The following is a 12,168-nucleotide window of genomic DNA, read 5'->3' as shown; positions in this document are numbered from 1 at the left end:
CCCCCGCCGATGGACACGTCCCCCGTGCAAAGTCCTACTCCCATCGTTACCGGCCCACGCGAATTCGAGTTCGCCGACCGTGATTTCCGCCGCGTCTGCGACCTGATCTACCAGCGCGTGGGCATTGCGCTTGCGCCGGCAAAGCGCGACATGGTCTACGGCCGCCTGTCGCGCCGCCTGCGCACGCTGGGCATGCGCAGCTTCCAGCAGTACCTGGACCATCTGGAACAGGAAGATGGTGACGAGTGGCAGGCGTTCACCAACGCCTTGACCACCAATCTGACCTCGTTCTTCCGCGAACCGCACCACTTCGACAAGCTGCGCGAAGAACTGCAGCAGCGCTCCAGCCGCACGCCGTTGCTGCTGTGGTCGTGCGCAGCGTCCACCGGCGAAGAGCCCTACTCGATGGCGATCACCGCGTGCGAGGCCTTTGGCACCCTGAAGCCGCCGGTGCGCATCATCGCCACCGACGTCGACACCCAGGTGCTGGCCACCGCCGGCCGCGGCGTCTACAACATCGATCGCGTCGCCAGCCTCGATCCGGACCTGCGCCGCCGCTACTTCCAGCGTGGCAGCGGCCCCAACGAGGGCCAGTGCCGCGTACTGCCTGCGCTGCGCGAGCTGATCGAATTCCGCCCGTTGAACCTGCTCGCCCCGCGCTACGACGTCGGTGGCCCGTTCGACGCACTGTTCTGCCGCAACGTGATGATCTACTTCGACAAGCCGACCCAGCGCGCGATCCTCGGCCGTCTGGTGCAGCACCTGGCCGATGACGGCCTGCTCTACACCGGCCATTCGGAGAACTATCTGCACGCCGCCGACCTGATCCAGCCCTGCGGCCGCACCCTGTACCGCCGTGCGGCGAAGGCCGGCGCATGAATGCTTCGCTGCGTACCGACGATGTGATGCGCTACCAGGATGCGCGCTTCCAGACCATCGCCGCCAAGCTGCTGCCCACCCAGTACCTGGTGGTCGATGACACCACCGCGCTGACCACCACGCTGGGCTCGTGCGTAGCCGCCTGCCTGCGCGACCCGGTGCTGAAGATCGGCGGCATGAACCACTTCCTGCTGCCCGAGGGCAACGCCGGTGACGGCGCGCCCGCGCGCTACGGCAGCTACGCGATGGAACTGCTGATCAACGACATGCTCAAGCGTGGTGCCCACCGCAAGCGCATCGAGGCCAAGGTGTTCGGTGGCGCCAACGTGCTGAAGGGCTTCACCAGCAACCCGGTTGGCACCCGCAACGCCGAGTTCGTCCGCCAGTACCTTCAGGCCGAGCACATTCCGATCATTGCCGAGGACCTGTGCGGCATCCATCCGCGCAAGATCTGGTTCTTCGCCGATACCGGCCGCGTGGTGGTGCAGCGCCTGCCGCATGCGCATGAGGCCGAGGTGGCCGCCACCGAATCGGCGGTGCGTGCGCGCCTGTCCAAGGCGCCGGTCACCGGTGGCGTGGAGCTGTTCGAATGACCTTCACCGGCAACGCCCCCTCCCGGGTCCTGATCGTCGACGACTCCGCCGTCGTGCGGCAGATGCTCACGGAAATCCTGTCCAGCGACCCGGCCATCGACGTGGTCGGCACCGCGGCTGACCCGCTGCTGGCGCGCGAGAAGATCAAGCGCCTGCTTCCGGACGTGATCACCCTGGACGTGGAAATGCCGCGCATGGACGGGCTGGCGTTCCTGGAAAACCTGATGCGCCTGCATCCGCTGCCGGTGGTGATGATTTCCTCGCTGACCGAGCGAGGCGCCGACACCACCCTGCAGGCACTGGCGCTGGGCGCCGTGGATTTCGTCTCCAAGCCCAAGCTGGACGTGGCCCGTGGCCTGCAGGGCTATGCCGAGGAGATCATCGCCAAGGTCAAGATGGCGGCGCGCTCGCGCGTGCGCCCGCTGGTGCGTGCCAGCGCCCCCAAGCTCACGCTGGACGCAACGCCGGCGATGCGTGCTGCCTCGCCGCAGTTCCGCACCACCGACCGCCTGATCGCGATCGGCTCGTCGGCCGGTGGCACCGAAGCGCTGCGCGTGGTGCTGGAAGGCATGCCTGCCGATGCACCCGCCGTGGTGATGACCCAACACCTGCCGGCCAGCTTCAGCAGCGCCTTCGCCGAGCGACTGGACCGCCATTCGGCGATGGCCGTGCGCGAGGCCAGCGACGGCGAAGCAGTACTGCCCGGCCACGCCTACCTGCCGCCCGGCGGCAAGCACCTGCGCATCATCCGCGACGGTGCGCGCTGGCGCTGCCGCATCGACGACGGCCCGGCGGTGAACCGGCACAAGCCCGCGGTGGACGTGCTGTTCCGCTCGGTCGCGCAGAGCGCCGGTGGCAATGCCATCGGTGCCATCCTCACCGGCATGGGTGACGACGGCGCGCGCGGCCTGCTGGAGATGCGCCAGGCCGGCGCGCCCACACTGGTGCAGGACGAGGCCACCAGCGTGGTCTGGGGCATGCCCGGCGCCGCGTTCAAGCTGGGCGCTGCCGAGGAACAGGTGCCGCTGGAGCGGGTCGCCGAGCGGTTGCTCGCCCTCGCCCGCGGCTGACAGGCCCCTGTAGAGCCGAGCCCACGCTCGGCTCCGCTCCCTGCTGGACACCTCCAAGAGACGTCAGGCTCAATTGCCGATCCGCCGCCAGCACTTTCGACCATTGATGTTTCAACGGCGCTGATCGAGATCTGATCCTGCCGCAAGCCATGCGCGGCAAACGGGAGGCCCGCAGGACACCGACTGGAGCGCGGCTGGAGCGGGTCGTATAGTCAGGTATCGCACAGCAATGGAACGCCGATGAACGTTACCCCGCAAGGCCGCGCTGCTCGGGTACACAGGGTGGGAAGTCCGGGTAACGGACAATACCCACTGCGCAACCTGTCGCATTTGCCCGGATGTGGCGCCGTCGTTCGTGATGAGACCGCATGTTCCAAGGATCAAGGACAATCCTGCAGCGACGTGGACCGCTCATGCTGAAATCCGTCCCCAGCCTTGCTCATGTTGCGTTGATCGCCTTGATCATACTGGTTGTTGCAGGCTGCAACAAGGAACGCTCGTTCCCGGTCTATCGCGAGAATCCTGCGCCCAGGGATGCGCTGCCGATTGTGATTCGGGTCCACGATGCACCCGTGGATGTCCCCGTTCCTTCGGTCTTCGTCACGTATGAGATAGACCCACTCTGTCTGCCTCCGGTCAACAATTGGGAGGGGGTGCAGTACGAGCCGAACCAGCACAAGGTTGAGGTTCAGGCACAGCGCCTCAGTGCAACTGAATTCAGCAGTGCTGTTTTCAACGACGGTATGGAAGTTGCCGACTATTACGGTCGTGGCCCGTGCACTTGGACACCCGTGCTTGTGGAAGCTTCATTCCCCTTCATCATCGATGATCGCCCAATCCGAGCGTCCGTCGCAGCACTATTCACGGAAATTGAGGGCGGGAGAACCTTCACTGCTTACGTAAAGCGCGCATTGCCGCCCTTGACCACAGGACAGTCGACAGAGCGGACGCCAACCGAGCCTTCAAGTTGGTACGAAAAGATGCCCCCAGAGAAGCGCGAGGAATACTTTCCAATCGAAGTCTCCACACGGATTGAAGGAGCATCGCAATAAATCCTAAAGAAAGCGCGGCGCTTTCGGACGATGTCTATAAGGACCCGCTTCCGCCCGTCAGTTCCGACATCACCGTCGGCGGAACAAAGTATGAGGTCCTCGCTTGTCGTGACTCTGGGAGCGGATATCAGGGTATTGTCTACCTCAACATCAATACAAAGGAAGTCATCGTCGCCCATCGCGGTACCGAGTTTGATCGTCAGCCCATGCTTGATGGCGGCATCGACGCCGCGATGGTCACCGCCAGATTCAACGCGCAACTGACTGACGCGCTGGCGCTGACAAAGCAAGCCCTCAGGCTGGCCGAAGAAAGGGGAGCCGGGCCAGTACACGTCACCGGCCACTCCTTGGGCGGCGCGCTCGCGCAGATCACTGCACACCACTACAACCTCCCCGGCGACGCGTTCAATCCCTACGGTGCCGCCGGGCTGGCATATCGCCTTCCTGAAGGCCAGCCAGCCAACGCGGCCCCCTTCACCAACCATGTGATGGCAGGCGACCTGGTCAGTGCCGGCGGTCCCCATTACGGCAAGGTCGAGATGTATGCGCTGCCCAGGGAACTGGAGATCCTGCGCAACGCCGAGCACGGCCAGCGCATCGCCTCGATCGGAACACCCGGGATGAAGAGCGGCCATGTCATGTCCGCCGCGGTGGCGGTCCAGTTGGGCGATTCCCATCGATTGGTTCATTTCCTTGATCGCATGACCGACAAGGGTCCGGTGCAATCTGTACTGGACAACCCACAGGCGCGGGTCAGGGATCCTGAGGACCTGCGCCGGATTGCCGACTACCGCAGTGATGTTCATCAACTGCGTGCGGGTGCGACCGTGCTTGTCGGCGGCGGGCCCGGTCTGCTGCGCGACGGTATCAATTTCCTGCGCGGTGTCGAGGAAGCCGGTGCATACGCCCGCCGCGAGGCTGAAGCGGAGCAGCGGGCCCAGAATGCGCTCAAGCCGGGGGAGCAACTGATCCCGGATGCAACCGGCAAGGGCTCGCCCTCTCTCAGCAATCCCGCTTTCTCTCCCAAGAACCCTTTACAGGAGAGCATTGAATCAACCTTGGACAAGGCAGGCCTGGATCCCAGGAAGGAAGGCCATCCAGACCATGCGCTCTACCGGCAGATTCGCGAGGGTGTATCCACCGTGGATGCCAGGCACGGGCGCAGCTTCGATGAAACCAGTGAGCGCGTGACGGCCGGCCTGCTTGCGGCGGCCAAGGGCAGCGGCCTGGAACACGTCGATCATGTTGTACTGGGCAATTCACCCAGCGATGGCTCAGTCTCTCGCATGTTCGTTGTGCAGGGAGCGCTCGACAATCCAGCACACCTGCGGGCGTCGGTTCCAATCAGTGAGGCCGTCAATACGCCCGTAGAACAGTCGCTCGCCAAGGCCGAGCAGATTTCGCAGGCACAGCAGGTCGCCCAGCAGGACCTCGCCCACGAGCAGGTCCTCACCGCGAGGCGGATGGGCTAGGCCACCTGGCCGGGCACAATGAAAAACCCGGCTCTCACCGGGGATTTTTCATTTCAACGGGATGCCGGCCAGCGGCCGGCACTACCATGCGTCGTCCGCTCACAAAAAACCCCCGGCGCGAGCCGGGGGTTTTCCGTTACCGCATCAGGCAGCGACCGTGCTGGCCACGTCCTGGTATTCCTCGATCTGGTCGAAGTTCATGTAGCGGTAGATCTCCGCACCATTGGCGTTGATCACGCCGATGTCCGCCATGTACTCCTCCTTGGTCGGGATGCGGCCCAGACGCGAGCAGATCGCCGCCAGTTCCGCCGAACCCAGGTACACGTTGGTGTTGCGGCCCAGACGGTTCGGGAAGTTGCGGGTCGAGGTCGACATCGCGGTGGAACCTTCGCGGATCTGCGCCTGGTTGCCCATGCACAGCGAGCAGCCCGGCATTTCCATACGAGCGCCGGTAGCACCGAAGGTGCCGTACACGCCTTCCTTGGTCAGTTCCGAGGCGTCCATCTTGGTCGGCGGGGCCACCCACAGGCGGGTCGGCAGGTCACGCTTGCCTTCCAGCAGCTTGGCAGCGGCGCGGAAGTGGCCGATGTTGGTCATGCACGAACCGATGAACACCTCGTCGATCTTGGCACCGGCCACTTCGGACAGGGTCTTCACGTCGTCCGGGTCGTTCGGGCAGGCCACGATCGGCTCGTGGATGTCGGCCAGGTCGATCTCGATGACGGCGGCGTACTCGGCGTCCGCATCCGGCTCCAGCAGCTGCGGGTTGGCCAGCCACGCTTCCATCTTCTCGATACGGCGCTGCAGCGAGCGCGGATCCTGGTAACCCTCGGCAATCATCCACTTCAGCAGGGTGATGTTGCTGGTCAGGTACTCGATGATCGGCTCCTTGTTCAGGCGCACCGAGCAACCGGCCGCCGAACGCTCGGCCGAGGCGTCGGACAGTTCGAACGCCTGTTCGACCTTCAGATCCGGCAGGCCTTCGATTTCCAGGATACGGCCGGAGAAGATGTTCTTCTTGCCCGCCTTGGCCACGGTCAGCAGGCCCGACTTGATCGCGTACAGCGGGATCGCGTTGACCAGGTCACGCAGGGTCACGCCCGGCTGCATCTTGCCCTTGAAGCGCACCAGCACCGACTCCGGCATGTCCAGCGGCATCACGCCGGTGGCGGCAGCGAAGGCGACCAGGCCCGAGCCGGCCGGGAACGAAATACCCACCGGGAAACGGGTGTGCGAATCACCACCGGTACCGACGGTGTCCGGCAGCAGCATGCGGTTGAGCCAGCTGTGGATCACGCCGTCGCCCGGGCGCAGCGAAACGCCGCCACGGGTGGAGATGAACTCCGGCAGGGTGTGGTGGGTCTTGACGTCCACCGGCTTCGGGTAAGCGGCAGTGTGGCAGAACGACTGCATCACCAGGTCGGCCGAGAAGCCCAGGCAGGCCAGGTCCTTCAGCTCGTCACGGGTCATCGGGCCGGTAGTGTCCTGCGAGCCGACCGAGGTCATCTTCGGTTCGCAGTAGGTGCCCGGGCGCATGCCCTGGCCTTCCGGCAGGCCACAGGCGCGGCCGACCATCTTCTGCGCCAGCGAGAAGCCCTTGCCGGTATCGGCCGGCTGCACCGGCAGGCGGAACAGGTCGGTCGGGGCCAGGCCCAGCGCTTCGCGCGCCTTGCCGGTCAGGCCACGACCGATGATCAGCGGGATGCGGCCACCGGCACGCACCTCGTCGAACAGCACGTCGGACTTGACCTGGAACTCGGCGATCACTTCGCCGTTCTTCAGCGCCTTGCCTTCGTACGGACGCAGCTCGATGACATCGCCGTGCTCCATCTTCGACACGTCCAGCTCGATCGGCAGCGCACCGGCATCTTCCATGGTGTTGTAGAAGATCGGGGCGATCTTGCCGCCCAGGCACACGCCACCGGCGCGCTTGTTCGGGATGTACGGAATGTCATCGCCGGTCCACCACAGCACGCTGTTGGTGGCCGACTTGCGCGAGGAGCCGGTGCCGACCACGTCGCCGACGTAGGCGACCAGGTAGCCCTTGTCCTTCAGCGACAGGATCTGCTGGATCGGGCCGCGCTTGCCGTCTTCTTCCGGGGTGAACGGCGCGTCGTCGCGCTTGTTCTTCAGCATCGCCAGGGCGTGCATCGGAATGTCCGGGCGGGTGGTCGCGTCCGGTGCTGGCGACAGGTCATCGGTGTTGGTTTCGCCCGGCACCTTGAACACGGTGACGGTCAGGCTCTGCGGCACTTCCGGGTTGCTGGTGAACCACTCAGCCTCGGCCCAGCTCTGCAGCACGGCCTGGGCGTTGGCGTTGCCGGCCTTCGCCTTCTCCTGCACGTCATGGAACGCATCGAACACCAGCAGGGTCTTCTTCAGGCCGTTGGCAGCGATGGTGCCGACGCTGGCGTCGTCCAGCAGCTGCACCAGCGGTGCAACGTTGTAGCCGCCAAGCATGGTGCCCAGCAGTTCGGTGGCGCGCTCGCGGCTGATCAGCGGGTTCTGCTCGCTGCCCAGGGCGATCGCCGCCAGGTACGACGCCTTGACCTTGGCTGCGTCATCGACGCCGGCCGGCACGCGGTGGGTCAGCAGGTCGAGCAGGAACTCGGCCTCGCCCTGCGGCGGGTTCTTCAGCAGTTCGATGACATCGGCCGTCTGCTGCGCGCTCAGCGGCAGCGGCGGGATGCCAAGCGCAGCGCGCTCGGCGACGTGGTGGCGGTAGGCTTCCAACATGACAACTCCCGGGTAATGCGTAGGTTGAAAAATCAAAAGTGGGCTCAGGCGTGCGGCACGATCAGCTTCAGGCCCTTGAAGTAGTCGCGGTAAAACGTATCGTTCCAGGTGATCAGGCCATCGCACTGCAGCAGTGCATGGGCGCCGACCATGAATTCGTCCAGGCTGCGGCGGCTGCCACCGCGCTGGCGATGACGGCGGTGCATCTCGCCGGCGCGCAGCGCCGACTTGGCCTCCATCGGGTTGAAGTGCACGCCCATCTCTTCCAGTGCTTCGAGCACTTCGGCACCACCGCGCAGCGATGCGCACACTTCGGCCAGAGTCGCGCCACAGACCACCACGCGGCCACCGACCAGGCTCTGCCGGAGGATGGCCTCCACGGCATCGGCCTGCGGGCCGTTGCTGAGCAGTTCGACCAGTACCGGCGAATCGACGGCGATCATCACGGCTTACTCCTCGTCACGCACCGCGCGCACGGCCGCGTCGGACGACTCGAAGCCGTCCAGCGCGAACTTGCCGCGCGCCCGTGAAATGGCATCGTCAACACTCTTGCGCAGGATGATGCGGCTGCCGTCCAGCTCGACCTTCAGCAGCGTGCCCTTGGTCAGGCCGAGGGCATCGCGCACCGCCTTGGGCAGGGTGATCTGTCCGCGTTCTGCAACGGTGGCTTCCATGGGTAGGCCTCAAAAAGTATGTATGAATTATACATACCTGACGTAAACACCTCAAATCGGGCGAATTGTGACCTTGAACCAGAACCAGTCGCATTCGACCGCTAGACTGGCCGGGCAGCCCTCGCTGTACCGGGCCGGGACACTCCGGCACCGCACGCCCCCTCTCTCATAAAAGGACGTTCAATGCGCGCATTCATTCTGACCCTGGCTCTGGCCACCCCCCTGGCCCTGGCCGCAGGCCCGGCCCACGCCAATCCGTTCGCGGCCCACACCACCGGCACTGAGATCACCCAGAAGCAACTGGACGAGCTGGAGGTGGGCAAGGCGACCCAGGACCAGGTCCGCGAGAAGTTTGGAGCGCCGACGCGTCGTGAGCAGCTTGGCGACACCCAGGTCTGGTACTACGACTACGCCAAGATCAAGCACTTCGGAAAGAACGTGCAGGAATCGACCGTCTTTGAGTTCGGCAAGGACAACGTACTCAAGGTGAAATCCAAGGGCGCGGCTCCCGCCAAGACCGGCAATCCGTTCCTGGGTGGCTGATCGCCACTGACTGGCGCGCTGCCCGTCGGCGGCGCGCCCCCCGTGCCCGGTCAAGAACGCCTCGACCGCCACGATGACCATCGCTCAGCACGGCTCCGCCCCCAGCGCCTGCAGCCCCCCCCATGCTGCCCTCCACCTGTCCCCCGGCGCCATACGGCACTGCCTCGAGCCTGTCAGCCCGCACTAAGTCCGGCGGCGCCATGACACGAAAACTACATACGAATTTATAACCTTGCGTTCTGAGCCCGCAGTTCTGCGGCCCCGACGGCATCGGCGATACTGGCCTTCTGCCCGGCGGCACGGACTGCCGGCCACCGCAAGCAGGCCTGCCCATGCGCGGGCCACTGCAAGCCATCCGCAAGAAGGAGTTAACCCGCATGAGCGATTCGTTCTCCACCCGCAGCCAGCTGAATGTCGGTGGCAAGACCTACGACTACTTCAGCCTGCCCACGCTGGGCCAGCGCTTCGATATCTCCCACCTGCCCTACTCGATGAAGATCCTGCTGGAGAACCTGCTCCGGCACGAGGACGGCGGCATCACCGTCGGCAAGGACCACATCGAAGCCGTGGCCCGCTGGAACCCGGCGGCCGAGCCGGACACCGAGATCGCCTTCATGCCGGCGCGCGTGGTCCTGCAGGACTTCACTGGCGTGCCCTGCGTGGTCGACCTGGCCGCGATGCGCGACGCCGTCGTCAAGCTCGGCGGCAAGCCGGAGCAGATCAACCCGCAGATTCCCTCCGAACTGGTCATCGACCACTCGGTGCAGGTCGATGTGTTCGGAAAGCCCGACGCGCTGGACCTCAACGGCAAGATCGAGTTCCAGCGCAACCAGGAACGCTACGGCTTCCTGCGCTGGGGACAGAAGGCCTTCGACAACTTCAAGGTGGTGCCGCCCAACACCGGCATCGTCCACCAGGTGAACCTGGAGAACCTGGCCCGCGTGGTGATGACCGCGCAGAAGGATGGCAAGGACATTGCCTACCCCGACACCGTGTTCGGTACCGACAGCCATACCACCATGATCAACGGCATCGGCGTGCTCGGCTGGGGCGTGGGTGGCATCGAAGCCGAGGCCGCCATGCTCGGCCAGCCATCGTCGATGCTGATTCCGCAGGTCGTCGGCTTCAAGCTGACCGGCAAGCTGCCCGAAGGCGCCACCGCCACCGACCTGGTGCTGACCGTCACCCAGATGCTGCGCAAGCTGGGCGTGGTCGGCAAGTTCGTCGAGTTCTACGGTGACGGCCTGCAGCACCTGCCACTGGCCGACCGCGCCACCATCGGCAACATGGCCCCGGAATACGGCGCCACCTGCGGCATCTTCCCGATCGACGCCGAATCGCTGAACTACCTGCGCCTGTCCGGTCGCAGCGAAGAGCAGATCAACCTGGTCGAGGCCTATGCCAAGGCGCAGGGCCTGTGGCACGAACCGGGCAGCCCGCACGCCCAGTACAGCAGCACGCTGGAACTGGACATGGGCACGGTGAAGCCGTCGCTGGCCGGCCCGAAGCGCCCGCAGGACCGCGTCCTGCTGGAAGACGTGCAGAAGAACTACCGCGAAGCGCTGGTCGGCATGACCGCCAACCGTGACAAGCGCAGCGAGGACGTTGCCACCTTCGTCAACGAAGGCGGCGGCGCCGCCGTCGGCAACGAGCAGCTGGCCAAAGGCTTCGCCGACATCGAGATCGAAGGCCGCAAGGTGCGGCTGAAGGATGGCGCGGTGGTGATCGCGGCCATCACCTCGTGCACCAACACCTCCAACCCGGCGGTGATGATCGGTGCCGGCCTGCTGGCCCGCAATGCGGCCGCCAAGGGCCTGAACCGCCAGCCGTGGGTCAAGACCTCGCTCGGCCCGGGCTCGCGCGTGGTCACCGACTACCTGGAAAAGGCCGGTGTGCTGAAGGAGCTGGAGAAGATCGGCTTCTACGTGGTCGGCTACGGCTGCACCACCTGCATCGGCAACTCCGGCCCGCTGCCGACCGAAGTCAGCGCCGGCATCGCCGCCGGCGACCTGGTGGTGACCTCGGTGCTGTCAGGCAACCGCAACTTCGAGGGCCGCGTGCACCCCGAAGTGAAGATGAACTACCTGGCCAGCCCGCCGCTGGTGGTGGCCTATGCCATCGCCGGCACCACCGACATCGACCTGACCACCCAGCCGCTCGGCACCGGCAGCGACGGCCAGCCCGTGTTCCTGCGCGACATCTGGCCGAGCAACAAGGAAATCGGCGACGTCATCGCCGCCACCATTGGCCCGGAGATGTTCAAGCAGAACTACGCCGATGTGTTCAAGGGCGATACCCGCTGGAACACCATCGCCTCGCCGGACGGCAACCTGTACGCGTGGAGCGACGACTCCACCTACATCAAGAACCCGCCCTACTTCGATGGCATGACCATGCAGACCGGCAGCATCGACGACGTGCACGGCGCACGCGTGATGGGCCTGTTCGGCGACTCGATTACCACCGACCACATTTCCCCGGCCGGCAACATCAAGAAGGACTCGCCGGCAGGCCGCTTCCTGCAGGAGCGCGGCGTGCAGCCGGCCGACTTCAACAGCTACGGCAGCCGTCGCGGCAACGATGACGTGATGGTCCGCGGCACCTTCGCCAACATCCGCATCAAGAACCTGATGTTCGGTGGCGAGGAAGGCGGCAACACCCTGTACTACCCGGCCGGTGGTGGCCAGCCGGAGAAGCTGGCGATCTACGATGCGGCCATGAAGTACAAGGCCGACAAGGTGCCGCTGGTGGTGCTGGCCGGCAAGGAATACGGCACCGGCTCGTCGCGTGACTGGGCGGCCAAGGGCACCCTGCTGCTGGGGGTGAAGGCGGTCATCGCCGAGAGCTTCGAGCGCATCCACCGCTCCAACCTGGTCGGCATGGGCGTGCTGCCGCTGCAGTTCCGCAACGGCGAGAACGCACAGACGCTGGGCCTGGACGGCTCGGAAGTGATCGACATCACCGGCCTGCAGGACGGTGCCAGCAAGCGCGCCACGGTCACCGCGACCAAGGCCGATGGCACGAAGAAGACCTTTGAGGTCTCGGTGATGCTGCTGACCCCGAAGGAAGTCGAGTACTTCCGCCATGGTGGCTTGCTGCAGTACGTGCTGCGCCAGCTGGCAGCCAAGTAACGGCGCGGCTGCGCCCGA

At 65.2% G+C, this 12,168-nt stretch carries 10 protein-coding genes; 7 read left to right on the top strand and 3 right to left on the bottom strand.

Annotated elements, in window-relative coordinates:
- Positions 1-9: 9 nt before the first annotated feature.
- From AC5P8U_RS07865 to AC5P8U_RS07845, 5 genes are all read left to right on the top strand, one after another.
- Positions 10-879, top strand: coding sequence for a CheR family methyltransferase (locus AC5P8U_RS07865; RefSeq protein WP_049416359.1), 870 nt, complete (start codon positions 10-12; stop codon positions 877-879).
- On the top strand, positions 876-1,472 hold the full coding sequence (gene cheD / locus AC5P8U_RS07860; RefSeq protein ID WP_014037083.1) for a chemoreceptor glutamine deamidase CheD: 597 nt from the start codon (positions 876-878) through the stop codon (positions 1,470-1,472). Before AC5P8U_RS07865 ends, cheD begins: the two co-directional genes overlap by 4 nt.
- On the top strand, positions 1,469-2,542 hold the full coding sequence (locus AC5P8U_RS07855) for a protein-glutamate methylesterase/protein-glutamine glutaminase (RefSeq protein ID WP_188241355.1): 1,074 nt from the start codon (positions 1,469-1,471) through the stop codon (positions 2,540-2,542). Before cheD ends, AC5P8U_RS07855 begins: the two co-directional genes overlap by 4 nt.
- A 413-nt stretch (positions 2,543-2,955) precedes the next feature.
- Entirely contained in the window at positions 2,956-3,594 is a 639-nt protein-coding gene (locus AC5P8U_RS07850) for a hypothetical protein (RefSeq protein ID WP_495214041.1), read from the top strand.
- The gene (locus AC5P8U_RS07845) at positions 3,585-5,066 is read left to right on the top strand and encodes an XVIPCD domain-containing protein (protein WP_495214123.1); all 1,482 of its coding nucleotides are present in this window, start codon (positions 3,585-3,587) and stop codon (positions 5,064-5,066) included. Before AC5P8U_RS07850 ends, AC5P8U_RS07845 begins: the two co-directional genes overlap by 10 nt.
- Before the next feature lie 144 nt (positions 5,067-5,210).
- On the opposite strand, the gene acnB is transcribed toward AC5P8U_RS07845, so the two are convergent.
- The 3 genes from acnB to AC5P8U_RS07830 are packed head-to-tail and all read right to left on the bottom strand — an operon-like array spanning position 5,211 to position 8,476.
- Positions 5,211-7,802 carry a bifunctional aconitate hydratase 2/2-methylisocitrate dehydratase gene (gene acnB / locus AC5P8U_RS07840; RefSeq protein ID WP_495214040.1) on the bottom strand — a complete coding sequence of 864 codons (2,592 nt, stop codon included), beginning with the start codon at positions 7,800-7,802 and terminating at the stop codon, positions 5,211-5,213.
- Between the two features lie 44 nt (positions 7,803-7,846).
- Positions 7,847-8,245, bottom strand: a complete 399-nt coding sequence (locus tag AC5P8U_RS07835; RefSeq protein WP_005416402.1) for a type II toxin-antitoxin system VapC family toxin — start codon at positions 8,243-8,245, stop codon at positions 7,847-7,849.
- 6 nt (positions 8,246-8,251) lie between these two features.
- Entirely contained in the window at positions 8,252-8,476 is a 225-nt protein-coding gene (locus AC5P8U_RS07830; RefSeq protein WP_005409505.1) for an AbrB/MazE/SpoVT family DNA-binding domain-containing protein, read from the bottom strand.
- A 183-nt stretch (positions 8,477-8,659) separates the two neighbouring features.
- Between AC5P8U_RS07830 and bamE the strand changes: the two genes are divergently transcribed.
- On the top strand, positions 8,660-9,019 hold the full coding sequence (bamE, locus tag AC5P8U_RS07825; protein WP_069138623.1) for an outer membrane protein assembly factor BamE domain-containing protein: 360 nt from the start codon (positions 8,660-8,662) through the stop codon (positions 9,017-9,019).
- A 377-nt stretch (positions 9,020-9,396) separates the two neighbouring features.
- Complete coding sequence (gene acnA / locus AC5P8U_RS07820) at positions 9,397-12,150, top strand: aconitate hydratase AcnA (protein WP_495214039.1); 2,754 nt, start codon at positions 9,397-9,399, stop codon at positions 12,148-12,150.
- Positions 12,151-12,168 lie beyond the last annotated feature (18 nt).

It is taken from the genome of Stenotrophomonas sp. YJH_SMC_81, assembly GCF_059370875.1.
The sequence above is the reverse complement of the archived record's forward strand: the minus strand, read 5'-3'. Positions and strand labels throughout refer to the sequence as shown.

Bases quoted from the DNA above. Each gene is read 5' to 3' on its own strand.
- acnB (WP_495214040.1), bottom strand. From the start codon at position 7,802: ATGTTGGAAGCCTACCGCCACCACGTCGCCGAGCGCGCTGCGCTTGGC.
- AC5P8U_RS07855 (WP_188241355.1), top strand. From the start codon at position 1,469: ATGACCTTCACCGGCAACGCCCCCTCCCGGGTCCTGATCGTCGACGAC.
- cheD (WP_014037083.1), top strand. From the start codon at position 876: ATGAATGCTTCGCTGCGTACCGACGATGTGATGCGCTACCAGGATGCG.
- bamE (WP_069138623.1), top strand. From the start codon at position 8,660: ATGCGCGCATTCATTCTGACCCTGGCTCTGGCCACCCCCCTGGCCCTG.
- AC5P8U_RS07830 (WP_005409505.1), bottom strand. From the start codon at position 8,476: ATGGAAGCCACCGTTGCAGAACGCGGACAGATCACCCTGCCCAAGGCG.
- AC5P8U_RS07865 (WP_049416359.1), top strand. From the start codon at position 10: ATGGACACGTCCCCCGTGCAAAGTCCTACTCCCATCGTTACCGGCCCA.
- AC5P8U_RS07850 (WP_495214041.1), top strand. From the start codon at position 2,956: ATGCTGAAATCCGTCCCCAGCCTTGCTCATGTTGCGTTGATCGCCTTG.
- AC5P8U_RS07835 (WP_005416402.1), bottom strand. From the start codon at position 8,245: ATGATCGCCGTCGATTCGCCGGTACTGGTCGAACTGCTCAGCAACGGC.
- acnA (WP_495214039.1), top strand. From the start codon at position 9,397: ATGAGCGATTCGTTCTCCACCCGCAGCCAGCTGAATGTCGGTGGCAAG.